General features: G+C 71.3%; 22 protein-coding genes and 1 tRNA gene. 18 read left to right on the top strand and 5 right to left on the bottom strand.

Annotated elements, in window-relative coordinates; genetic code table 11:
- The first annotated feature begins 14 nt into the window (after positions 1 to 14).
- The 12 genes from AC3X7Z_RS12375 (at position 15) to pyk (ending at position 14,499) form a co-directional block, all read left to right on the top strand.
- Entirely contained in the window at positions 15 to 842 is an 828-nt protein-coding gene (locus tag AC3X7Z_RS12375; protein ID WP_489976105.1) for an aminotransferase class IV, read from the top strand.
- The gene (gene hisI, locus AC3X7Z_RS12370; RefSeq protein ID WP_489976104.1) at positions 839 to 1,201 is read left to right on the top strand and encodes a phosphoribosyl-AMP cyclohydrolase; all 363 of its coding nucleotides are present in this window, start codon (positions 839 to 841) and stop codon (positions 1,199 to 1,201) included. The genes AC3X7Z_RS12375 and hisI overlap by 4 nt, the downstream gene beginning before the upstream one ends.
- Positions 1,194 to 1,820, top strand: coding sequence for a Trp biosynthesis-associated membrane protein (locus AC3X7Z_RS12365; RefSeq protein ID WP_489976103.1), 627 nt, complete (start codon positions 1,194 to 1,196; stop codon positions 1,818 to 1,820). The genes hisI and AC3X7Z_RS12365 overlap by 8 nt, the downstream gene beginning before the upstream one ends.
- Positions 1,821 to 1,875: 55 nt before the next feature.
- Entirely contained in the window at positions 1,876 to 2,076 is a 201-nt protein-coding gene (locus AC3X7Z_RS12360; RefSeq protein WP_186341993.1) for an HGxxPAAW family protein, read from the top strand.
- A gap of 81 nt (positions 2,077 to 2,157) precedes the next feature.
- The gene (gene trpC, locus AC3X7Z_RS12355; RefSeq protein WP_186341994.1) at positions 2,158 to 2,955 is read left to right on the top strand and encodes an indole-3-glycerol phosphate synthase TrpC; all 798 of its coding nucleotides are present in this window, start codon (positions 2,158 to 2,160) and stop codon (positions 2,953 to 2,955) included.
- A gap of 2 nt (positions 2,956 to 2,957) precedes the next feature.
- On the top strand, positions 2,958 to 4,289 hold the full coding sequence (gene trpB, locus AC3X7Z_RS12350) for a tryptophan synthase subunit beta (protein ID WP_489976244.1): 1,332 nt from the start codon (positions 2,958 to 2,960) through the stop codon (positions 4,287 to 4,289).
- Complete coding sequence (gene trpA, locus AC3X7Z_RS12345; protein WP_186341995.1) at positions 4,286 to 5,089, top strand: tryptophan synthase subunit alpha; 804 nt, start codon at positions 4,286 to 4,288, stop codon at positions 5,087 to 5,089. Before trpB ends, trpA begins: the two co-directional genes overlap by 4 nt.
- Complete coding sequence (locus tag AC3X7Z_RS12340; RefSeq protein ID WP_489976102.1) at positions 5,079 to 5,678, top strand: SCO family protein; 600 nt, start codon at positions 5,079 to 5,081, stop codon at positions 5,676 to 5,678. Before trpA ends, AC3X7Z_RS12340 begins: the two co-directional genes overlap by 11 nt.
- Before the next feature lie 8 nt (positions 5,679 to 5,686).
- On the top strand, positions 5,687 to 6,661 hold the full coding sequence (lgt, locus tag AC3X7Z_RS12335) for a prolipoprotein diacylglyceryl transferase (protein WP_186341997.1): 975 nt from the start codon (positions 5,687 to 5,689) through the stop codon (positions 6,659 to 6,661).
- A 152-nt stretch (positions 6,662 to 6,813) separates the two neighbouring features.
- Complete coding sequence (gltB, locus tag AC3X7Z_RS12330) at positions 6,814 to 11,355, top strand: glutamate synthase large subunit (RefSeq protein WP_489976101.1); 4,542 nt, start codon at positions 6,814 to 6,816, stop codon at positions 11,353 to 11,355.
- An 80-nt stretch (positions 11,356 to 11,435) separates the two neighbouring features.
- Complete coding sequence (locus tag AC3X7Z_RS12325) at positions 11,436 to 12,920, top strand: glutamate synthase subunit beta (RefSeq protein WP_489976100.1); 1,485 nt, start codon at positions 11,436 to 11,438, stop codon at positions 12,918 to 12,920.
- 130 nt (positions 12,921 to 13,050) lie between these two features.
- Positions 13,051 to 14,499 carry a pyruvate kinase gene (gene pyk, locus AC3X7Z_RS12320; protein ID WP_186342000.1) on the top strand — a complete coding sequence of 483 codons (1,449 nt, stop codon included), beginning with the start codon at positions 13,051 to 13,053 and terminating at the stop codon, positions 14,497 to 14,499.
- Here pyk and AC3X7Z_RS12315 read toward each other — a convergent pair whose 3' ends face one another.
- Complete coding sequence (locus AC3X7Z_RS12315; RefSeq protein WP_222129713.1) at positions 14,500 to 15,249, bottom strand: helix-turn-helix domain-containing protein; 750 nt, start codon at positions 15,247 to 15,249, stop codon at positions 14,500 to 14,502.
- Positions 15,250 to 15,289: 40 nt separating this feature from the next.
- A tRNA-Leu gene (locus tag AC3X7Z_RS12310) sits at positions 15,290 to 15,362 on the bottom strand.
- A gap of 41 nt (positions 15,363 to 15,403) precedes the next feature.
- Here AC3X7Z_RS12310 and AC3X7Z_RS12305 point away from each other — a divergent pair.
- The 6 genes from AC3X7Z_RS12305 (at position 15,404) to AC3X7Z_RS12280 (ending at position 21,145) form a co-directional block, all read left to right on the top strand.
- Positions 15,404 to 16,063, top strand: a complete 660-nt coding sequence (locus tag AC3X7Z_RS12305; RefSeq protein WP_489976099.1) for an ANTAR domain-containing response regulator — start codon at positions 15,404 to 15,406, stop codon at positions 16,061 to 16,063.
- A gap of 202 nt (positions 16,064 to 16,265) precedes the next feature.
- On the top strand, positions 16,266 to 17,435 hold the full coding sequence (locus tag AC3X7Z_RS12300; RefSeq protein WP_489976098.1) for a branched-chain amino acid ABC transporter substrate-binding protein: 1,170 nt from the start codon (positions 16,266 to 16,268) through the stop codon (positions 17,433 to 17,435).
- A gap of 106 nt (positions 17,436 to 17,541) precedes the next feature.
- The gene (locus tag AC3X7Z_RS12295) at positions 17,542 to 18,531 is read left to right on the top strand and encodes a branched-chain amino acid ABC transporter permease (RefSeq protein ID WP_186342003.1); all 990 of its coding nucleotides are present in this window, start codon (positions 17,542 to 17,544) and stop codon (positions 18,529 to 18,531) included.
- Positions 18,528 to 19,661: a branched-chain amino acid ABC transporter permease gene (locus tag AC3X7Z_RS12290; RefSeq protein WP_186342004.1), complete on the top strand. Its 1,134-nt coding sequence runs from the start codon at positions 18,528 to 18,530 to the stop codon at positions 19,659 to 19,661. The genes AC3X7Z_RS12295 and AC3X7Z_RS12290 overlap by 4 nt, the downstream gene beginning before the upstream one ends.
- Entirely contained in the window at positions 19,654 to 20,436 is a 783-nt protein-coding gene (locus tag AC3X7Z_RS12285; protein WP_241005394.1) for an ABC transporter ATP-binding protein, read from the top strand. Before AC3X7Z_RS12290 ends, AC3X7Z_RS12285 begins: the two co-directional genes overlap by 8 nt.
- Positions 20,426 to 21,145, top strand: coding sequence for an ABC transporter ATP-binding protein (locus tag AC3X7Z_RS12280; protein WP_186342005.1), 720 nt, complete (start codon positions 20,426 to 20,428; stop codon positions 21,143 to 21,145). The genes AC3X7Z_RS12285 and AC3X7Z_RS12280 overlap by 11 nt, the downstream gene beginning before the upstream one ends.
- A gap of 106 nt (positions 21,146 to 21,251) precedes the next feature.
- On the opposite strand, the gene AC3X7Z_RS12275 is transcribed toward AC3X7Z_RS12280, so the two are convergent.
- Genes AC3X7Z_RS12275 through AC3X7Z_RS12265 form a run of 3 tightly spaced genes read right to left on the bottom strand, consistent with a single transcriptional unit; the run spans position 21,252 to position 23,660 of the window.
- Entirely contained in the window at positions 21,252 to 22,001 is a 750-nt protein-coding gene (locus tag AC3X7Z_RS12275) for an amino acid ABC transporter ATP-binding protein (RefSeq protein WP_489976097.1), read from the bottom strand.
- 2 nt (positions 22,002 to 22,003) lie between these two features.
- Positions 22,004 to 22,828 carry an amino acid ABC transporter permease gene (locus tag AC3X7Z_RS12270; protein WP_206054562.1) on the bottom strand — a complete coding sequence of 275 codons (825 nt, stop codon included), beginning with the start codon at positions 22,826 to 22,828 and terminating at the stop codon, positions 22,004 to 22,006.
- Positions 22,829 to 22,835: 7 nt separating this feature from the next.
- Entirely contained in the window at positions 22,836 to 23,660 is an 825-nt protein-coding gene (locus AC3X7Z_RS12265) for an ABC transporter substrate-binding protein (protein WP_489976096.1), read from the bottom strand.
- Positions 23,661 to 23,750 lie beyond the last annotated feature (90 nt).

Raw genomic sequence — 23,750 nt, 5'->3', positions numbered from 1 at the left:
CCTAGAGTGACGCCATGCGCGCGTGGATCGACGGTGACCTGCTGGCCGACCCGACCCAGGGGGCCGTCGCGGTCACCGACCACGGGTTCACCGTCGGCGACGGGGTGTTCGAGGCGGTCAAGACGCTGCACGGCGCACCGTTCGCGCTGACCCGGCACCTCGCACGGCTCGAGCGCAGCGCCGCCGGCCTCGGGCTGCCCGCGCCCGACCTCGACGACGTACGCCGCGGGGTGGCGGCGGTGCTCGACGGCGCGGAGGCCGACCCCCTCGGCCGGCTGCGCATCACCTGGACGGCGGGGCCGCAGCCGATGGGGTCGGGACGCGGCGAGGGGCCGGCCACGCTCGTGGTCGCCTACAGCCCGATCCCGCACGCCGCGCCCGAGACGACCGTCGTCACCGTGCCGTGGACGCGCAACGAGAACGGCGCGACCGCCGGCCTCAAGACCACGTCGTACGCCGAGAACGTGATCGCCCTGGCCCACGCGCAGCGCCACGGCGGCACCGAGGCCGTGTTCGCCAACACCGCCGGCGACCTGTGCGAGGGCACCGGGTCCAACGTGTTCTACGTCCTCGACGGCGAGCTGCGCACCCCGACGCTCGCCGCCGGCTGCCTGGCCGGCATCACCCGCGAGCTGGTCATCGAGTGGTGCGGGGCGCGCGAGGTCGACGCGCGGCTGGCCGAGGTCCGGGCGGCGGCGAGCGAGGCGTTCCTCGTGTCCACCACGCGCGACGTCCAGGCCATCGCGCGTTGGGACGACCGCGACCTGCCGGCGCCCGGCCCGGTGACCCGGCGGTGTGCGCAGACGTGGTCCGCCCGCGAGGCTGAGACCATGGATCCGTGAGCACCCCCGACACCGGCCTCGACCCGGCGATCTCCGCCCGACTGCGCCACACGGCGGAGGGCCTGGTCCCCGTCGTCGTGCAGCAGCAGGGCACCGGCGAGGTGCTGATGCTCGCCTGGGCCGACGACGAGGCGCTCGCCCGCACGATCGACACCGGCCGGGCGACCTACTGGTCGCGCTCGCGACGCGAGTACTGGGTCAAGGGCGACACCTCCGGGCACGTGCAGTGGGTCAAGGAGGTCCGCCTCGACTGCGACGGCGACACCCTCCTCTTCGTGGTCGACCAGGTCGGGGCCGCGTGCCACACCGGAGACCGCACCTGCTTCGACGCCGACCTGGTGCACCGGGTCGATGGCTGAGCAGCCAGAGCAGCCCGAGCAGCCCGAGCGGCGCGCGAGCGCGCGTCGCACCTTCGGTCCCGTCGTCCTCCTCGGTGTCGCCTCCGCCGCGCTGGCGGCCTGGGCGGCGAGCAAGCCGTGGGTGGACGGCACGGGTGCCGAGACCACGCCCGGTGTCGCGACGATGGACCCGGGTGAGGTCGCCTCCTCGCCGCTCGGCACGGCGCTCGCCTTCGTCGTGCTTGCCTGCTGGGGCGTCCTGCTGGTCACCCGCGGTCGGTTCCGCCGGACCATCGCAGCGCTGGGGGTGCTGGCCGCGCTCGGCTACGCCGCCACCGTCGTGTGGGCGCCGTTCACGCTGCCCGACCATCTCGTCGAGCAGGTACGCCGCCGCACGGGCGCGACGCTGGACGACACCGCGCTGACCGGCTGGTTCTGGCTGGCGTGCCTCGCCGGGCTCCTCGTCCTGGCGTCGGCCGTCCTCGCCCTGCGGCTGGTGCGCAGCTGGCCCGAGATGGGCACGCGGTACGACGCACCGACCGGCGCGCCGACGTCCGGCGACACGGACGCGACGGGCCGTCCGACCGACAACATCGACATCTGGAAGGCCCTCGACGAGGGCCGCGACCCCACCGCCTGAGGCACCGCCTAGACTTCCTCCCGCAACCGCACGAGTCGACGAAGGAGCACCCACGATGGCTGCAGGCCACGGCAACACCCCCGCTGCATGGATCGCCGTGGGGGTCGCGATGCTCGGATTCGTCCTGGGCAGCATCGCGCTGCTGCAGCAGCCCGCCCAGATGACGCTCTTCTGGATCGGCGTGGCCGTCGCGCTCGTCGCCTTCCCGCTGTTCCTCGTGCTGTCCAGGCTCGGCTTCAACGCCTCCGACCACTGACCCCGCAGCGCCGCCGTCCGGCCGGTCCGTCCACTGGGCACCGGCCCGGTCGCGGCTGGGCCCGGGTGAGAGGCTGACGGCATGCCAGCGACCGCATCCGTGCTCGACGAGATCATCGCGGGGGCCCGCGACGACCTCGCACGCCGCGAGGCCGCGCTCCCGCTCCGCGAGCTGCGTGCCCGCCTCGCCGACGCCCCCGCGCCGCGCGACCCGATGCCCCACTTCCGGGCAGCGGGGTCGAGCGTGATCGCCGAGGTCAAGCGCCGCAGTCCCAGCAAGGGCGCTCTCGCCGACATCCCCGACCCCGCGTCGCTGGCCCGTGCGTACGCCCGGGGCGGGGCCGCGGCCATCTCGGTGCTCACCGAGGAGCGCCGCTTCGGCGGCAGCCTGGCCGACCTCCGCGCCGTGCGCGCGGCCGTCGACACCCCGATCCTGCGCAAGGACTTCATCGTCGAGTCCTACCAGCTCGTCGAGGCCCGGGCGGCCGGCGCCGACCTGGCCCTGCTGATCGTCGCCGCCCTCGACGACGACGCCCTGCGCCGGCTCCACGCCGAGGCCACCGAGCTCGGCCTCCACGTGCTGGTCGAGGTGCACGACGAGGACGAGACGGCCCGCGCCGTCGACCTCGGCGCCGAGCTCATCGGCGTCAACAGCCGCAACCTCAAGACCCTCGACGTCGACCCCGACGTCTTCGGCCGCCTCGTCCCGCAGATCCCCGACGACCGCGTCAGCGTCGCCGAGAGCGGCATCACCGGTCTCGCCGACGTGCAGCGCTTCGTCGCGGAGGGCGCGGACGTGGTGCTGGTCGGCGAGGCGCTGGTCAAGGACGGCGACCCCGAGGCTGCCGTACGCACGATGACAGGAGTGGGCACACCGTGAGCGTGCAGACGAATGGGCAGGCAGGTGGACGCGCGCCCGGGCCCGGCAGGTTCGAGGCCGACGAGCGCGGCTACTTCGGCGAGACGTGGGGCGGGCGCTTCATGCCCGAGGCCCTCGTCGCCGCCCTGGACGAGCTCACCGAGGCCTGGCAGGACGCCATGGCCGACGCGTCCTTCGTCGCCGACTTCGAGCGGGTGCTGCGCGACTACGCCGGCACGCCCAGCCGTCTCTACCACGCCGAGCGGCTCTCCGAGCTCGCCGGGGCGCGGGTGCTGCTCAAGCGCGAGGACCTCAACCACACGGGCGCCCACAAGATCCGCAACGTGCTCGGCCAGGCGCTGCTCACGCGGCGGATGGGCAAGACGCGCGTGATCGCCGAGACCGGCGCCGGGCAGCACGGCGTCGCCAGCGCGACCGCGGCCGCCTGGTTCGACCTCGACTGCACCGTCTACATGGGCGCCGTCGACACCCGACGCCAGGCGCTCAACGTCGCCCGCATGCAGCTCCTCGGCGCCACCGTGGTGCCGGTCGAGTCGGGCAGCGCGACGCTCAAGGACGCGATCAACGAGGCGCTGCGCGACTGGGTCGCCAGCGTCGACCACACGGCCTACCTGTTCGGCACCGCCGCCGGCCCGCACCCGTTCCCGAGCATGGTCCGCGACTTCTGCCGCGGCATCGGCGACGAGGCCCGCGCCCAGTGCCTCGAGCAGTACGGCGTCCTGCCGGACGCCGTCGCGGCCTGCGTCGGCGGCGGCTCCAACGCCATCGGCCTGTTCACCGCGTTCCTGGAGGACGAGGGCGTGGAGATCCACGGCTTCGAGCCCGGCGGTGACGGCGTCGAGACCGGTCGCCACGCGGCGACGATCCACGCCGGCGAGGCGGGCGTGCTCCACGGGGCCCGCACCTACGTCCTGCAGGACGAGGACGGCCAGACGGTCGAGTCGCACTCCATCTCGGCCGGGCTCGACTACCCCGGCGTCGGTCCGCAGCACTCGTGGCTGGCCGCGGCCGGGCGGGCGTCGTACACGCCGGTCACCGACGCCGAGGCGATGGACGCGATGGCGCTGCTGAGCCGCACTGAGGGGATCATCCCGGCCATCGAGTCGGCGCACGCCATCGCGGGCGCGCTCGAGGTGGCCAAGCGGCTCGGCCGGGAGAAGGGCCCCGACGCGACCGTCATCATCAACCTGAGCGGACGCGGCGACAAGGACATGGGCACGGCCATCGAGTGGTTCGGTCTCGGCGACGCCGATCTGGGCCCCGATGCCGACCTCGACCGGGTCGAGGCCGAGGCCGAGGCGGGGGCCGAGCTCGACGCGGAGGAGCAGCAGTGACGTCGACCAGCACGGCCTTCGAGCGCGCGAGGGCCGAGCAGCGCGCCGCGCTGATCGGCTACCTGCCCGCCGGCTATCCGAGCGTCGACGGCTCCATCGAGGCGATGCAGGTCATGGTCGAGGCCGGCTGCGACGCGATCGAGATAGGCCTGCCCTACAGCGACCCCGTCATGGACGGCCCCACGATCCAGGCGGCGGCCCAGGCGGCCCTCGACGGCGGCGTCCGCACCTCCGACGTGATGCGGGTCGTCGAGGCGGTCGCCGCGACCGGCGTGCCCACCCTCGTGATGACCTACTGGAACCCGGTCGAGCGCTACGGCGTGGAGCGCTTCGCCGCCGATCTGGCCGCCGCCGGCGGTGCCGGCCTGATCACCCCCGACATCACCCCCGACCACGGCCCGCGGTGGGTCGCCGCGGCCGACGAGCACGGCCTCGACAAGGTGTTCCTCGTGGCGCCCAGCTCGACCGACGAGCGCATCGCGATGACCGCCGCCGCGAGCCGCGGCTTCGTCTACGCCGCCGCCGTCATGGGCGTCACCGGGACGCGCGCGGCGACCTCCGACCTCGCAGGACCGCTCGTGGCCCGGGTCCGCGCCGCCGGCGACGTCCCCGTCGCGGTCGGCATCGGCGTCAGCAACGGCGACCAGGCCGCCGACGTGGCGCGCTACGCCGACGGTGTCATCGTGGGCTCCGCGTTCGTCCGCTGCCTGCTCGACCACCCGGACGACCCGGCTGCCGGGCTCGAGGCCCTGCGCACGTTGACCGCCGACCTCGCGGAGGGCGTACGACGTGCGCGCTAGGACCCTGCTCGCCCTGCCCGTCCTGCTCCTCGCCACCGCGTGCGGGGGCGCCGAGGCCGGTCCGGCCGAGCTGACCGGCACGGTGCTCGACCCGCCGTTCGAGGTCTCCTCGACCCCGCTCGTCGACACCGACGGCAGGCCCTTCAGCCTGGCCGAGGACACCGACAAGGACCTCACCCTCGTGTTCTTCGGCTACAGCGCGTGCCCCGACATCTGCGGGCAGGTGATGGCCACCCTCGCGGGCACCCTCGCCCGCCTCGACGACGAGCAGAAGGAGCGCCTCGACGTGGTCTTCGTGACCACCGACCCGAAGCGCGACGACGAGCAGGCGACCGAGGCCTACGTCAGCGCGTTCGACCCCAGCATCATCGGGCTCACCGGCGACCTCGACGACATCGTCGAGGTGGGCCGCAGCCTCGCCGTGGGCATCGAGAAGGGCGAGAGGCTCCCGAGCGGCGGCTACGACGTCACCCACGGCACGCGCGTCTACGCCGTCGACGCCGACGACCAGGCGCCCGTCATGTGGGACCACGACGTCTCGCAGGCACAGCTGGCCGGTGACGTCACCATGCTGCTCGACGAGGGATGATGCTGCCCATGCTCACCGTGCCCACCCTCGTCGGATCGCCGTTGGTGACCCTGATGTCCATCCCGAGTCCCGCCGACGGCGTGTGGAACCTCGGTCCCGTCCCGATCCGCGGCTACGCGCTGAGCATCATCCTCGGCATCGTGCTCGCGATCTGGATCGGTGAGCGACGCTGGGTGGCCCGCGGCGGGCGCCCCGGCGAGGTCAGCGACCTCGCCATCTGGGCGGTCCCGTTCGGCCTGGTCGGTGGCCGGCTCTACCACGTGCTGACCGACTGGGAGCTCTACTTCGGCGAGGGCCGCAACCCGATCACCGCGCTGTACGTGTGGCGTGGCGGGCTCGGGGTGTGGGGCGCGATCGCCCTGGGTGCCGTCGGCGTGTGGATCGGTGCCCGGCTGCGGGGGATCAAGGTGCTGCCGCTGCTCGACGCGATGGCGCCCGGCGTCCTCGTCGCCCAGGCGGTGGGGCGCTGGGGCAACTGGTTCAACCAGGAGCTCTACGGCCGGCCCACCGACCTGCCGTGGGGTCTCGAGATCGACGTCGCGCACCGGCCGAGCCAGTACCTCGACCAGGCGACCTTCCACCCCACCTTCCTCTACGAGTGCCTGTGGAACCTCGCCGCGTTCGCGCTGCTCGTGTGGGCCGACCGACGCTTCCGCCTCGGCCACGGCCGCGTCGTGGCGCTCTACGTCATGCTCTACACGCTCGGCCGCGGCTGGATCGAGAACATGCGCATCGACGACGTCCAGATGGACGACGTCCTCGGCCTCCGGCTCAACGTGTGGACCTCGATCGTGCTGTTCGTGCTCGCCGCGGCGTGGTTCGTGTGGTCGGCGAGACGCCACCCCGGGCGGGAGGAGTCCGTCCGCACCCGAGAGCCGGACGACGCCGACCACGAGGACGCCAGCCACGACGACCCCGGGCCCGAGACGCCGGAGCCGGTGGACGGCACCCGCGGCGAGCGGCCCGCCGGTCCCACGGCCTGACACGGCGCGTCCCGGCGGGCGGCGCCGGTGGTAGGTTTCGGTTGCTCGGGCCAACGTCGTCCCCAGCGGTAACTTCCACCCCCTCGCCTGCCGTGGGTCCACCGCAGCACCTGGTCCGCGGCGAGCGGAGACGACGACGGGAGAATGCCCCTATGCACGCATTCCCGCCGAGCCAGGGTCTCTACGACCCTCGCCACGAGAAGGACGCCTGCGGCGTCGCCATGGTCGCGACGCTCACCGGCGAGCCAAGCCACGACATCGTGGTGAAGGCCCTCACCGCGCTGCGCAACCTCGACCACCGCGGGGCCGCGGGCGCCGAGGTCAACTCCGGCGACGGCGCCGGGATCCTGCTCCAGGTGCCCGACGCGTTCCTCCGCGAGGTGGTCGACTTCGAGCTCCCGCCCGCCAGGGCGTACGCCGTCGGCACCGCCTTCCTGCCCGGTGACGACGAGGCGGTGGCCGGCACCCGCAAGCGGATCGAGGAGATCGCCGACGAGGAGGGGCTCGCCGTCCTCGGCTGGCGCGAGGTCCCCGTCGACGACTCCACCCTCGGTGCCACGGCGCGCAGCGTGATGCCGCGCTTCGCCCAGCTGTTCGTCGCCGGCCGCGGCGCCCGGGTGAGCGGCATGGCGCTCGAGCGCCTCGCGTTCTGCCTGCGCAAGCGCGCCGAGTCCGAGACCGACGTCTACTTCCCGTCCCTCTCCTCGCGCACCCTCGCCTACAAGGGGATGCTCACCACCGACCAGCTCGACCGGGTCTTCCCCGACCTGACCGACGAGCGGGTCGCCTCGGCGATGGCCGTGGTGCACTCCCGCTTCTCCACCAACACGTTTCCGAGCTGGCCGCTGGCCCACCCGTTCCGGTTCATCGCCCACAACGGCGAGATCAACACCGTGATGGGCAACCGCAACTGGATGCGGGCGCGTGAGGCCCTGCTCGAGAGCGACCTGATCCCCGGCGACCTCGAGCGGCTGTTCCCGATCTGCACCCCCGGGGCGTCGGACTCCGCGTCGTTCGACGAGGTCCTCGAGCTGCTGCACCTCGCGGGGCGCTCGCTGCCGCACGCCGTGCTGATGATGATCCCCGAGGCCTGGGAGAACCACCGCGAGATGGACGCCCGGCGCCGGGCGTTCTACGAGTTCCACTCGATGCTCATGGAGCCCTGGGACGGGCCGGCGTGCGTCGTGTTCACCGACGGCACCCAGATCGGCGCGGTCCTCGACCGCAACGGGCTGCGCCCGTCGCGCTACTGGGTCACCGACGACGGCCTGGTCGTGCTGGCCTCCGAGGTCGGCGTGCTCGACCTCGACCCCGCCACCGTCGTCCGCAAGGGCCGGCTGCAGCCGGGCCGGATGTTCCTCGTCGACACCGAGGAGCACCGCATCATCGAGGACGAGGAGATCAAGGGCCAGCTCGCCGCCGAGCAGCCCTACGACGAGTGGCTGCACGCGGGCCAGATCCACCTCGACGACATCGACGACCTCGAGCACATCGTGCACACCCACGCCTCGGTCACCCGCCGCCAGCAGATCTTCGGCTACACCGAGGAGGAGCTGCGCATCCTGCTGACCCCGATGGCCAACACGGGCGGCGAGGCGCTGGGCTCGATGGGCACCGACACCCCCATCGCGGCGCTGAGCGACAAGCCGCGCCTGCTCTTCGACTACTTCTCCCAGCTGTTCGCCCAGGTGACCAACCCGCCGCTCGACGCGATCCGCGAGGAGCTCGTCACCTCGCTGAGCGGCTCCATCGGCCCCGAGGCCAACCTGCTCGACCCGAGCCCGGCGTCGTGCCGCCAGATCGTGCTGCCGTTCCCGGTGTTCTCCAACGACGACCTGGCCAAGATCCGCCACATCAACCGCAACGGCGACATGCCGGGGTTCCAGGTGCACGTCGTACGCGGCCTCTACCCCGTCGAGGGCGGGGGAGCGGCGCTCGAGGCCAGGCTCGACGAGCTCTGCGCCGAGGTGTCGACCGCCATCGCCGCCGGCGCGCGCATCATCGTGCTCTCCGACCGCCACGCCACCGCCGAGCTGGCGCCGATCCCGTCGCTGCTGCTCACCGGCGCGGTCCACCACCACCTGGTCCGCGAGAAGACCCGCACGCAGGTGGGCCTGCTCGTGGAGGCCGGCGACGTCCGCGAGGTCCACCACGTGGCCCTCCTCGTCGGCTACGGCGCGGCCGCCGTCAACCCCTACCTGGCCATGGAGTCGGTCGAGGACCTCGCCCGCGAGGCCTACTACGTCAAGGTCGACCCGGAGAAGGCCGTCGCCAACCTGATCAAGGCCCTCGGCAAGGGCGTGCTCAAGGTGATGTCCAAGATGGGCGTCTCCACCGTCGCCTCCTACACCGGGGCGAAGATCTTCGAGTCGGTCGGTCTGTCGCAGGCCGTCATCGACCGCTACTTCACCGGCACGACGTCCAAGCTGGGCGGCATCGAGCTCGACACGATCGCCGAGGAGGTGGCCCGCCGGCACGCGACGGCGTACCCGCGTGGCGGCATCTCCCCGACGCACCGCGAGCTCGCGACCGGCGGTGAGTACCAGTGGCGCCGCGACGGCGAGCCGCACCTGTTCGACCCCGAGACGGTCTTCCGGCTGCAGCACGCCACCCGCACCGGCAGCTACGACATCTTCAAGCAGTACACCGACCGGGTGAACAACCAGTCGGAGCGGCTGATGACGCTGCGCGGGCTGTTCACCTTCAAGGACGGCGTCCGCGACCCGATCGACATCGACGAGGTCGAGCCCGTCTCCGAGATCGTCAAGCGCTTCTCGACCGGCGCGATGTCCTACGGCTCGATCAGCCAGGAGGCGCACGAGACCCTCGCCATCGCGATGAACCGGCTGGGCGGCAAGTCCAACACCGGTGAGGGCGGCGAGGACCCCGACCGGCTCTACGACCCGGAGCGCCGCTCGGCGATCAAGCAGGTCGCCTCGGGCCGCTTCGGCGTCACGTCGGAGTACCTCACCAACGCCGACGACATCCAGATCAAGATGGCCCAGGGCGCCAAGCCCGGCGAGGGCGGCCAGCTGCCCGGTCACAAGGTCTACCCGTGGGTCGCCAAGACCCGGCACTCCACGCCGGGCGTGGGCCTGATCAGCCCGCCGCCGCACCACGACATCTACTCCATCGAGGACCTCGCCCAGCTGATCCACGACCTCAAGAACGCCAACCCGTCGGCGCGCGTCCACGTCAAGCTGGTGTCCGAGGTGGGCATCGGGACCGTCGCGGCGGGGGTGTCGAAGGCGCACGCCGACGTCGTCCTGGTCTCCGGCCACGACGGCGGCACCGGCGCCTCGCCGCTGACCTCGCTCAAGCACGCGGGCGGTCCCTGGGAGCTGGGCCTGGCCGAGACCCAGCAGACGCTGCTGCTCAACGGCCTGCGCGACCGGATCGTGGTGCAGGCCGACGGCCAGCTCAAGACCGGGCGCGACGTCGTCGTGGCGGCCCTGCTCGGGGCCGAGGAGTACGGCTTCGCCACCGCCCCGCTGGTCGTCAGCGGCTGCATCATGATGCGGGTCTGCCACCTCGACACGTGCCCGGTGGGCGTCGCGACCCAGAACCCGGTGCTGCGCGAGCGCTACAGCGGCAAGGCCGAGTACGTCGTCAACTTCTTCGAGTTCATCGCGCAGGAGGTGCGCGAGCTGCTCGCCGAGCTCGGCTTCCGCAGCCTCGACGAGGCGATCGGCCAGGTCGGCTCGCTCGACGTGGTCGAGGCGGTCGAGCACTGGAAGGCCTCCGGGCTCGACCTCACGCCCATCCTCCACCAGGCCTCCGCCCACGGCGAGTACGGCCAGTTCGAGCACCAGGACCTGCGCAACACCAGGACGCAGGACCACGGTCTCGACAAGGCGCTCGACAACGAGCTCATCGCCATCGCCGCACCGGCGCTGGAGCACGGGGAGCCGGTGCGCGCGCAGGTGCGGATCCGCAACGTCAACCGCACCGTCGGCACGATGCTCGGGCACGAGGTCACCAAGCGCCACCGCGGCGCCGGCCTGCCCGACGGCACCATCGACATCACGCTGACCGGCTCGGCCGGGCAGTCGTTCGGCGCGTTCGTGCCCCGCGGCGTCACGCTGCGGCTCGAGGGCGACGCCAACGACTACGTCGGCAAGGGGCTCTCGGGTGGCCGCCTGGTCGTGCGGCCCGACCGGGCCGCGAGGTTCGAGGCGGCCGAGCAGATCATCGCCGGCAACACGATCGGCTACGGCGCCACGTCTGGCCAGATCTTCCTCAGCGGTCGCGTGGGCGAGCGGTTCTGCGTGCGCAACTCCGGCGCCGCCGCCGTCGTCGAGGGGGTGGGCGACCACGGCTGCGAGTACATGACCGGCGGTGTCGTCGTCGTCCTCGGGCCCACGGGGCGCAACTTCGCCGCCGGCATGTCGGGCGGCTACGCGTTCGTGCTCGACCTCGACGAGGGGCGGGTCAACCCCGAGCTGGTCGAGCTGTCGCCCGTCACCGGCAAGGCCGCCGACGAGCTCAAGGCGCTCGTCGAGCAGCACGCCGAGGAGACCGGCTCGGCCGTCGCCGCCGCGCTGCTGGCCGACTGGGACGCCTCGCTGGCCCGCTTCACCGAGGTGATGCCCAGCGACTTCAAGCGCGTGCTCGAGGCCCGCGAGGAGGCCCTCGAGGAGGGCCTCGACGAGGACGAGGCGGCCGCGCGCATCATGGAGGTGCTCCATGGCTGACCCGGCTGCCCCGGCGAGCGGGCACCCCGCCCGACGCACCGCCTCCACCGCCCGCCCGCACGCGAAGAAGGTGAACCAGCATGGCTGACCCCAAGGGCTTCTTGAAGTACGGCCGCGAGGTCGCCTCCCGGCGCGAGGTCGCCGAGCGCGTCCACGACTGGGACGAGGTCTACCCCGACGGCATCGGGCGCGCGCTGCTGCCGATCATCAACACCCAGGCCGGGCGCTGCATGGACTGCGGCATCCCGTTCTGCCACCAGGGCTGCCCGCTGGGCAACATCATCCCGGAGTGGAACGACCTGGTCTGGCGCGACGACTGGGACGGCGCGATGGACCGCCTCCACGCGACCAACAACTTCCCCGAGTTCACCGGGCGGCTGTGCCCGGCCCCGTGCGAGACCGCGTGCGTCCTGGGCATCAACCAGGACCCGGTGACGATCAAGAACGTCGAGGTCTCGATCATCGACCGCGCGTGGGGCTCGGGCTACGTCCGTCCCCAACCGCCGGAGTGGCTCTCGGGCAAGACCGTCGCGGTGATCGGCTCCGGCCCCGCCGGGCTGGCCGCCGCCCAGCAGCTCACCCGGGCCGGACACACCGTCGCCGTCTACGAGCGGGCCGACAAGATCGGCGGCCTGCTGCGCTACGGCATCCCCGAGTTCAAGATGGAGAAGAAGCACCTCGACCGGCGCCTCGACCAGATGCGCCGCGAGGGCACCGTCTTCCGGCCCGGGGTCGACGTCGGGGGAGACCTCACCGGCGACAAGCTGCTCGAGCGCTACGACGCGGTCGTGCTCGCGATGGGCGCCACCGCCGCACGCGACCTGCCCGTCCCGGGACGCGAGCTCGCCGGCATCCACCAGGCCATGGAGTTCCTGCCCCAGGCCAACCGCGTCGCGCTCGGCGAGGCCCCGACCGCCGACGGCTCCGACCAGATCGTGGCCACCGGCAAGGACGTCGTCATCATCGGCGGCGGCGACACCGGCGCCGACTGCCTCGGCACCTCGATCCGCCAGGGTGCCCGGTCGATCACCCAGCTCGAGATCATGCCGCAGCCCGGCGAGGACCGGCCCACCGGACAGCCGTGGCCGACCTACCCGATGACCTTCCGCGTCTCCTCGGCCCACGAGGAGGGCGGCGAGCGGGTCTACGCCGTGTCGACGCAGGAGTTCGTCGGCGACGAGGACGGCCACGTGGCCGCCCTGCGCCTGGTCGAGGTCGACGGGTCGTTCCAGCCCGTCGAGGGCACCGAGCGGGAGATCCCGGCGCGGCTGGTGCTGCTGGCCATGGGCTTCACCGGTCCCGAGCGCGCCCGTCCCGAGGGGCCGGGCCTGATCGACCAGCTCGGGGTCGACCTCGACGAGCGGGGCAACGTCCGGCGAGACGCGTCGTACGCCGCCTCCGTGCCGGGCGTCTACGTCGCCGGCGACGTGGGCCGCGGCCAGTCGCTCATCGTCTGGGCCATCGCGGAGGGCCGCAGCGCGGCCGCTGCGGTGGACGCCCACCTCACCGGCTCGACGACGCTGCCCGCCCCGATCAAGCCGCACGAGCGCCCGCTCGTCGTCTGAACCGGGTCGAGTGCCGGGCCCCGCGCGAGCCGCCACGGGGCCGGCACTCGACGCGTCGCCGGGAGGCGAGACCTCCGCCGGCAGGCGCGGAGGGGCTTGGAACGATCCAATCTCCGATAGGGTGAGGTACGTGCGTAGAGCAAAGATCGTCTGCACCCTCGGCCCCGCGGTGAACACCCCCGAGGGGATCCGATCACTCGTCGATGCCGGCATGGACGTCGCCCGGCTCAACATGAGCCACGGCGCGTACGCCGACCACGAGGCCGTCTACCGGCTGGTCCGGCAGGCCTCCGACGACACCGGCCACGCGATCGGCATCTTCGCCGACCTGCAGGGACCCAAGATCCGCCTCGAGACGTTCGCCGCCGGTCCGGTCAGGCTCAAGCGCAGCGCGACCTTCACCATCACCACCCGTGACGTGGAGGGCACCGCGGAGATCTGCGGCACGACCTACAAGGGCCTGCCGCGCGACGTGAAGCCCGGCGACCCGCTGCTCATCGACGACGGCAAGGTGCGGCTCAGGGTCGTCTCCGTCGACGACACCGACGTCGTCACCGAGGTCGTCGTGCCGGGCAGGGTGTCCAACAACAAGGGCATCAACCTGCCGGGCGTCGCGGTGTCGGTGCCGGCGCTGTCGGCTAAGGACACCGAGGACCTGCGGTGGGCCCTCAAGCTCGGGGTGGACTTCGTGGCGCTGAGCTTCGTGCGCCACGCCGGGGACGCCGAGGACGTGCGCGCGGTGATGCGCGAGGAGAACATCCACGTCCCCGTCATCGCCAAGATCGAGAAGCCCCAGGCCCTCGACAACATCGACGAGATCGTCGACGCCTTCGACGGCATCATGGTCGCGCGCGGCGACCTCGGCGTGGAGTGCCCGCTCGAGGACGTGCCGATCCACCAGAAGCGCATCATCGACAAGGCGCGGCGCAACGCCAAGCCCGTCATCGTCGCCACGCAGATGCTGGAGTCGATGATCAGCTCGCCGGCGCCGACGCGCGCCGAGGCCAGCGACGTGGCCAACGCCGTCCTCGACGGTGCCGACGCGGTCATGCTGTCCGGAGAGACCAGCGTGGGGGAGTACCCGATCGTCGCCGTGCGCACGATGGCGCGCATCGTGGAGTCCACCGAGGACCACGGGCTGAGCCACATGGCGGCAGTCACGTGGCAGCCGCACACCCGCGGGGGCATCATCGCCAAGGCGGCCGCCGAGGTCGCCGAGGCCGTGCACGCCAAGTACGTCGTGGCGTTCACGACCAGTGGAGACTCGGCCAAGCGTCTCTCCCGCTATCGCGGGCCGATCCCGATCCTCGCCTTCACCCCTCGGGCCCGCACGCGCTCGCAGCTCGCGCTCACCTGGGGCGTCGAGACCTTCCAGGGCGCCCAGGTCGAGCACACCGACGAGATGGTGCGCCAGGTCGACGAGGCCCTCCTCGCCATCGGCCGGGTCAAGGAGGGCGACCTCGTGGTGATCATCGCGGGCGCCCCGCCCGGCATCCCCGGCTCGACCAACGCGCTGCGCATCCACCGGATGGGCGACGCCATCCACGGGGTGGCCCCGGCCTACCGCCGTCCCGGCTGATCAGCGCTTGGGCCCGATCAGGTCGTCGAGCCGGGCGACGGCCTCCCGGCGGGAGACCGACACGACCCGCGGCGCCGACCGGCGCCACGCGACGCCGGCCAGGTCGAGCGCCCACGTGCACAGGCCGAGGATGTCGTCGGAGGCGTTGACGAACTGCCACCTCGGATAGTCGTGGCGGCGCGTGACGCCGTCGACGGTGCGCGTGGCGCGGTTGACCACCCGGCACCCGTCGGAGTGGAAGAGACCGCGCAGGAAGTGGTCAGGGTGCGCCGCCACCACCTCCTCCTGCCACGCCTCGAGCACGATGGGTCGCTCGTGCTTGCGGCCCGGGCCGTGCTGGGGGAGCAGGCACGGCCAGTGCTTCCAGCTGCTCTGGACGACGCTCGTGCCCGGAGCATCGACGGTGCAGACCGCGCCCGGGTGCAGCGAACGCATCAGGCCCGCCACGTCTGCCACGATGCCGGCGAGGGTGGCGTCGCAGGAGATGCGGAGGGTGGTGTGGCTGCCGTGCCGCGAGACGCAGCCGTCGCCGAGGTAGAAGCCGAGCAGGGCCGCGTAGTCGGCCCCCGGCGAGGGTGCCGCGCCCCAGCAGACGGCACAGCCGGGCCCGAGCGTGGGCGGACCGTGCGCCCACGATCGGATCGTCGACCGGGCCACCCCCGTCGCGCGGCTGACGGCGCTCACCGTGGCCCCGGCCGACAGCAGGGCAAGCGCCCGGGTCCGCTCGCTGACTCCGTACACGGACGCCATCGTGGACCGCGGCACCGACAGCGGGGCGCCAGGTCGCGGGTGCCCCGGGTGAGATTCGAACTCACACTGAATGCTGTTTGAGAGCATCGCCTCTGCCGTTGGGCTACCGGGGCCGAGTCGGCGTCGGAACCCTATCCGAACTAGCCTTGGCGTCGTGACGCAGCCCGACGCCGGACGACCCCTCGCCAGCCCCGACGCGGACGACGTGCGCCGGGTCGTGATCGCCGAGGACGAGGCGCTGATCCGGATGGACCTGGCCGAGATGCTCGCCGAGGAGGGCTACGACGTGGTCGGGCAGGCCGGTGACGGCCGGCGGGCCGTCGAGCTGGCCCGCGACCTCCGGCCCGACCTGGTGATCCTCGACGTCAAGATGCCGGTCCTCGACGGCATCGCCGCCGCCGAGCTGATCGCGGGGGAGCGGATCGCCCCGGTGGTCATCCTCACCGCGTTCGCCCAGCGCGACCTGGTGGCGCGCGCGCGCGACGCCGGGGCGATGGCCTACCTCGTCAAGCCCTTCCAGCGCAGCGACCTGGTGCCGGCGATCGAGATGGCGGTGAGCCGCTTCGCCGAGATCGCCGTCCTCGAGCGCGAGGTCTCCGACCTCCAGGAGTCGCTCGCCACGCGCAAGTCGGTCGACCGTGCCAAGGGCGTGCTGCAGGCGCAGCTGGGGCTGACCGAGCCCGAGGCGTTCCGCTGGATCCAGAAGACCGCCATGGACCTGCGGCTGTCGATGAGGCAGGTCGCCGACGGGGTCGTGGAGCACGGCGTGGCCGGGCTGGCGGACGAGGGCGGCGCGGCCGCGGATCCCGCCTGACGGAGCGTTTGTCAAGCGTTCCTCAAGATGGTCGAGGGGCACTGCGCTCGCGTCCGCTCCCCGGTACGGACCGCTTGGTCACGAAACGGCAACGGCCCGCAACTCGGCGGCTGCAATCGTGTCCTGGGCCACATCGCGAGTGTTAGGTTCCCGCCACGAGGCTGCCGAGGTGGGCAGTCCACCGAGAACTACGGAGGGGTCCATGATCCGCTCATCCAAGTCCTGGCAGGCCGTCGCTGCAGCGGCAGTCGCCGGTTTGGTACTGACCGCGTGCGGCACGACCGAGGACGACGGCGAGAGCGCCGGAGGGGGCGGCAGCGGCGGCGGCAGCAGCGAGGCCGCCTGCGACCTGAAGCTGGCGTTCTTCGGCCCGGAGACGGGCCCCGCGTCCGGTCTCGGCAAGCCGATCATCCAGGGTGCCGAGCTCGCCGTCGACCAGTACAACGACGAGGCCGAGTGCGAGGTCGAGCTGGTCAACTACGACTCGCAGGGCTCGCCCGACGAGGCCCCGTCCCTGGCCACCGAGGTCGCCGGCGACGAGTCGATCATCGGTGTCGTCGGTCCCGCCTTCTCCGGCGAGTCCGCGGCCGCCGGCCCGATCTTCGCCGAGGCCGGCGTCGCGACCGTCAGCCCGTCGGCCACCAACCCGGCGCTGTCCGAGAACGGGTGGGACACCTTCCACCGCGCCCTCGGCAACGACGCCACCCAGGGTCCGGCCGCCGCGGCCTACATCAAGGACACCCTCAAGGCCAAGAAGTCCTACATCATCGACGACGCCACGGAGTACGGCGCAGGCCTGGCCGGCATCGTCGAGAAGGACCTCGGCGCCGACGCCGTGGCCGGCACCGACACCATCCAGACCGGTGACACCGACTTCTCCGCCACCGTCAGCAAGGTCGTCGACTCCGGCGCCGACGCCGTCTTCTTCGGTGGCTACTACGCCGAGGCGACCATCCTCATCGGGCAGCTCCGCGACGGCGGCTTCGACGGCACGTTCGTCGTGGCGGACGGCGTGAAGGACCCGGCCTTCCTCGACGCCGGTGGCTCTGCCGAGGGCACGATCATCACCTGCCCCTGCATCCCCGACACCGACCCGGCCGTGGCCGACTTCGCCTCCGCCTACGAGGACGAGTTCGGCGAGGCTCCCGGCACCTACGCCGCCGAGGCCTACGACGCCGCGACGATCTTCCTCGACGGCATCAAGGACGGCGTCACCGACCGCCAGGCGATGCTCGAGTTCGTCAACAGCTACGACGAGGCCGGCATCACCAAGCAGCTCAAGTTCGACGAGACCGGTGAGCCCGCGGACGTCCACGTCTACGCCTACACGGTGGACGGCGGCGAGATCGTCCCCGAGGGCGAGATCAAGTGATCGACCGCTAGATCGTACGCACGACAGGCGCGGCCGGGGACGACGTCCCCGGCCGCGCCGACGTCCACGATCCGACGCGCTGGATACTGCGGCCAGGAGGCCTTGCGTGAACTTCGAGTTCTTCTTCAACAACCTGCCCGGGCTCACCGTGTCCGGGCTCGCGTTCGGCGCCATCTACGCGCTGATCGCCCTGGGCTACACGATGGTCTACGGCGTGCTGCAGCTGATCAACTTCGCGCACTCCGAGGTGTTCATGTACGGCACCTTCGCCATGCTGTGGACCGTCATGGCGCTGGGGGGAGCGGACGCGAGCGGTGTGCAGCTCGTGCTGATCCTGTTGGCCTCCTTGGTGGCGGCGATGCTGATGTCCGCCGCCATCGCGCTGATCCTCGAACGGGTGGCCTACCGCCCGCTGATCAAGCGCAACGCCCCCCGCCTGATCGCGCTCATCTCGGCCATCGGCGCGAGCTTCGTGCTCGCCGAGCTGATGGGCCTGCGCGACCGGGTCGCCGGCTGGTTCGGGCTCGACGACGACCTCTCGGCGTACGTCGGCAAGGCCCGCATCAACAACAGCATCGCCGACGTCGTCAACGCGCCCCGCTGGGAGATCGGGGGCGTGAACGTGTCGAGCATCGACATCCTGGTGATCTGCTCCGCCGTCGGGATGATGGTCGTCGTGGACCAGTTCGTGCGCCGCTCCAAGCTGGGCAAGGGCATCCGGGCCACGGCCCAGGACGCCGAGACGGCGTCGATGATGGGCGTCAACCCGACGCGCACCATCCAGATGACGTTCCTCATCGGCGGCCTGATGGCCGGCGTCGCGGCGTTCCTCTACATGCTCAAGATCGAGACGACGAAGTTCGACATGGGCTTCCTGCTCGGCGTCAAGGCGTTCACCGCCGCCGTCCTCGGTGGCATCGGCAACCTGCGCGGCGCTCTGTTGGGCGGGCTGGTGCTGGGCGTCGCCGAGAACTGGGGCGCTGCGCTCCTCGGCACCGAGTGGCGCCACGTCGTCGCCTTCGTCCTGCTGGTGGTCATCCTCCTCGTCCGGCCCACGGGCCTGTTGGGTGAGTCGCTCGGAAAGGCCCGCGCATGAGCAAGCTCAAGGACTCCCTCTCGCGGATGCCCAAGCCGGTCAAGATCGTGCTCTGGGTCCTCCTCGCACTCTTCGCCTACGCGCTCCCGCTCCTGGAGCCCCCGTTCATCACCACGCCCGGGGTCGACTTCGGCGGCGTGCTCTTCATCGTCACCATGTACATGCTGGTCGCGCTAGGTCTCAACATCGTCGTCGGCTACGCCGGGCTGCTCGACCTCGGCTACGTCGGGTTCTACGCGATCGGCGCCTACACCGCGGCCATCCTGACGTCGTACCACGCCCACTGGCCGCTGCTGCTGGCCATCCCCGCGGCCGTCGTGGCCACCACCATCTCCGGCGTCATGCTGGGGGCGCCGACGCTGCGGGTGCGGGGTGACTACCTCGCCATCGTGACCCTCGGCTTCGGCGAGATCATCCGCCTCGTCGCGGTCAACACCGAGTGGCTGGGCGACGCGAAGGGCATCAGCAACATCGCCCGCCCGCCGAGCCTGGGCGGCACCGAGGGCCTGTTCGAGGTCCCGCACCTCTACTGGGGCGACGGCACCGTGCTGCTCGACACCCAGGACACCACCAAGTTCCTGGTGTTCGGCGTGCTCGACCAGATCCCCTACTACTGGATGGGCCTGACGGTCGTCATCGTCGTCCTGTTCGCCGACTACCTCATCAAGAACAGCCGCGTCGGCCGCGCCTGGGAGGCCACCCGCGAGGACGAGGACGCCGCCGAGCTGATGGGCGTGCCGACCTTCCGGTTCAAGCTGCTGGCCTTCGCCACGGGTGCCTTCATCGGCGGACTGGCCGGTTCGCTCTACGCGAGTCGACAGAGCTTCATCAACCCCGCCTCGTTCCTGCTGCTCTTCTCGATCCTGTTCCTGGCCGCCGTCGTGGTCGGTGGACAGGGCAACCGCTGGGGCGTCCTCGTCGGCGCCGCGCTGGTGGCCTACCTGCCCCAGCGGTTCCGCGAGTTCGACGACTTCCGCGTGCTCGTCTTCGGCCTGGCACTGGTCCTGCTCGCGGTCCTGCGACCCGAGGGCCTGTTCCCGCCGAAGCGGACCGTGCGTGCCAAGCAGCTGGAGCACGAGCTCGACGAGCTCGAAGAAGGCACCGAAGGAGAGGAGGGGGCACGTGTCTGACGCACGCATCCTCGAAGTGGACCACCTGACGCTCAGGTTCGGCGGCCTCACGGCGCTCGACGACGTGAGCTTCGACATCAAGGAGGGCGAGATCCTCGGCCTCATCGGCCCCAACGGGGCCGGCAAGACCACCTGCTTCAACGCCATCACCGGCGTCTACAAGCCCACCTCCGGGACGATCCGCTTCCAGGGCGAGTCGCTGGCGGGCAAGAAGCGCTTCCAGATCACCCAGGCCGGGATCGCCCGGACGTTCCAGAACATCCGACTCTTCCCGGCCATGACCGCGCTGGAGAACGTGCTCGTGGGTGCCGACGCCCAGCACACCACGGGCATCGTCAGCGCCCTCTTCCGGCTGCCCAAGCACCGCCGCGAGGAGGCGGCCGGCCACGACCGGGCGATGGAGCTGCTGCGGTTCATGGGACTGGCCCGGCAGGCCGACGAGCTGGCCGCCAACCTGTCCTACGGCGACCAGCGCCGTCTCGAGATCGCCCGCGCGATGGCGACCCAGCCCAAGCTGATCTGCCTCGACGAGCCGGCGGCCGGCTTCAACCCGCAGGAGAAGCGCACCCTGATGGACCTGATCCGCAAGGTGCGCGACCGGGGCTTCACCGTGCTGCTCATCGAGCACGACATGCGTCTGGTCATGGGCGTCACCGACCGGATCGTCGTGCTCGAGTTCGGCAAGTTGATCGCCGAGGGCGCCCCGGCGGAGATCCGCGACAACCCTGCGGTCATCGCCGCCTACCTCGGAGTGGAGGAAGAAGATGCTTCTTGAGGTGGAGGGGCTGTGTGTCAACTACGGGCACATCGAGGCCATCCGTGACATCAGCTTCAGCGTGCCCGAGGGCAGCGTCACGACCCTGATCGGCGCCAATGGCGCCGGGAAGACGACGACGCTCAAGACCCTCTCCGGCATCCGCAAGGTGCGGACCGGGTCGGTGAAGTTCGACGGCAAGGACATCACCCACGACGCCCCCTACGACCGGGTCAAGCTGGGGATCAGCCAGTCCCCGGAGGGACGTCGCTGCTTCGTGGGCATGACCGTGCGCGAGAACCTGGAGATGGGCGCCTTCGTGCGCAACGACCGCAAGACCCAGGCCTATCAGGACGACGTCGACCGAGTGCTCGCGCTGTTCCCGCGCCTGGCCGAGCGGATCAACCAGTCCGCCGGCACGATGTCGGGCGGCGAGCAGCAGATGCTCGCCATCGGGCGTGCCCTCATGGCGCGGCCGCGGCTGCTCCTGCTCGACGAGCCGTCGATGGGCCTGGCGCCCAAGCTCATCGCGCAGATCTTCGCGATCATCAAGGAGATCAACGCTCAGGGCACCACGGTGCTGCTCGTGGAGCAGAACGCCGCCCAGGCGCTCAAGGCGGCCGACGACGCCCACATCCTCGAGACGGGCGAGATCGTCCGCTCGGGCAAGGGCAGGGACCTCGCCGGCGACGACGCCGTCAAGGCCGCCTACCTCGGCGGAGACATCTGAGTCACCCACCACGTACGACACAGGGCCCAGCCGATCCGGCTGGGCCCTGCGTCGTAGGTGGTGGCGCCTCCGGGCGGGAGTCGTCGAGGGAGGCGTCGGAGGAGCGTCAGAGCACCTTCGACAAGAAGGCCTGGGTCCGCTCGTGCTGCGGGTGGGCGAGCACCTCGCGCGGGTCGCCCTCCTCCACGATGACGCCGTCATCCATGAAGACCAGCTTGTCGCCGACCTCGCGGGCGAAGCCCATCTCGTGGGTCACGACCATCATCGTCATGCCCTCGGAGGCGAGCGTCTTCATCACCTCGAGCACGTCGCCGACCAGCTCGGGGTCGAGCGCCGAGGTGGGCTCGTCGAAGAGCATCATGTCGGGGTCCATCGACAGCGCCCGGGCGATGGCCACGCGCTGCTGCTGCCCGCCCGAGAGGTGGGCGGGATAGACGTTCTCGCGACCGCTGAGCCCGACCTTGTCGAGGTTGGCGCGGGCGACCTCGATCGCCTCCTTCTTGGAACGACCCTTCACCTTCTGCTGCGCGACGGTGAGGTTGCGCAGCACGTTCATGTGGGGGAAGAGGTTGAACTGCTGGAACACCATCCCGATGCGCGAGCGCATGGCGTCGAGATCGGTCTCCGGATCGGTGATGTCGATGCCCTCGACGAAGATCTGGCCGCTGTCGGGCTCCTCGAGCCGGTTGACGCAACGCAACAGGGTCGACTTGCCCGAGCCCGAGGGCCCGATCACGCAGACCACCTCGCCGTCGTCGACGTGGAAGTCGATGCCCTTGAGCACCTCGTTGGACCCGAACGACTTGTGCAGGTCGCGGATCTGGATGGCGGGAGCCGCCTGGACGCTCTCGGTCATGGTCACCGGGCCTTCTGCTGCTTGCGCTCGAGCCACGACACCAGTCGGGTGAGCGGCAGGGTGATCAGGAGGTAGAGGATCGAGGCCTGGATCAGGCTCGTCGCGGTCCCGGCCGTGGCGCTGGACGCCATGAAGTCGCGCGCGATCGTGGTGAGCTCGCGCTGGCTGGCAGCGAAGCCGATGACGAAGAGCAGCGCGGTGTCCTTGATGAGGAGCACGAACTCGTTGGTGAGCGGCGGGATCACGATCCGGAACGCCTGCGGCAGGACCACCGTGGCCGTGGTGCGCCCGGCGCTCATGCCGAGCGAGCGAGCGGCCTCGGTCTGGCCCTTCGGCACGGCCTGGATGCCGGCGCGGATGGTCTCGGCCATGTAGGCGGCGGCGACCAGGATCAGGCCGACCACGCCGGCACCGACGGTGCCGCCGGGCGGGGTCCACCCGTTGAACGCGATCGGGATGCCGAACGCCATCACCAGGACGACGAGCAGCACCGGCAGGCCGCGGAAGAACTCGATGTAGGCGGTGGCGAGCCAGCGGTAGGCCGCCACGGGGGACAGCCGCATGAGCGCGAGCACGACCCCGATCACCAGGCCCGCCGCGAAGGCGACGGCCGTGTAGATCAGGGAGTTCTTGACGCCGATCGTGATGAGGTCGGGCCAGGTGCCCCAGTCGCCCTTGAACGGGTTGCCGATGCCGGCCGGGGCGAAGAAGTTGGCGCGGATGGTGGCCCAGTCGGCACTGAACCCCACCAGGAGGAGCACTCCCAGCAGGACGGCGTAGAGGACCGCCCTGCTGAGGATGCGCTTCGTCGAACGCTTCAGAGCCACGTGCCGATCACTCGGTGGCGAAGTAGGTGTTGTAGATCTCGTCGTAGGTGCCGTCGTCGCGCATCTCACCGAGCTGCTCGTTGACCGCGTCCACGAGGGCGGTGTTGCCCTTCTTCATGGCGAGGCCGTAGGACTCGTCGGTCGAGTAGGTCTCGACGACCTTGAAGCCGCCCGACTCCTGGTGGTTGATGTTGACCGGGAGGTCCTGCAGCAGCGCCTCGACCTGGCCGGCCTTGATCGCCTGGAACATCTCGGCGTCGCTGGGGAACGACACGATCTCCGCGCCGCTCGCGTTCTCCTCGGCGTAGGCCTTGCCGGTGGTGCCCTGCTGGACGCCGATCTTCACGCCGTCGAGGTCGTCGATCGAGGCGATGTCGGAGTCGTCGGCGACGAGGAGGGACTGCTGGGAGTCGTAGTAGCCGTCGGAGAAGTCGAGGGCGGCCTTGCGCTCGTCGGTGATGGTCATCGCGCTGGCGGCGAGGTCGCACTGGGCCGCGTTGAGCGCCTGACCGCTCTGGAGGGCGTCGAAGGAGGAGTCCTTGACCGCGAGCTCGAGGTCGAGGCCGTCGGCGATCTCCTGCACGATGTCGATGTCGAAGCCCTTGAAACCGGAGTCGGACGTGTCGTCGAAGTCCTCGAACGGCGGGTAGGGCACGTCGGAGCAGACCGTGAGGGTGCCCGAGGACACCGTGTCGAGGCTGCTCTCGCTGCTGGTGTCGTTGCCGGCGTCGGTGGAGTCGTCGCTGGCGTCGTCGCCGCACGCGCTGAGCGTGAGGGCCAGGGCCAGAGCGGGGACCAGGGTCAGGGATCGGTGAAGGGTGCGAGTGCGCATGCGGCGGAGCCTAGACCACAAGGACCGGACCGGAAGATGGCTTTGGCAGGTGCGTCGGCAACGATCCGATGACGCTTGTCCGCAGACCCT

The organism is Nocardioides sp. Z24_21 (genome assembly GCF_058134345.1).
This window is presented reverse-complemented; position numbering and strand designations above follow the sequence as displayed.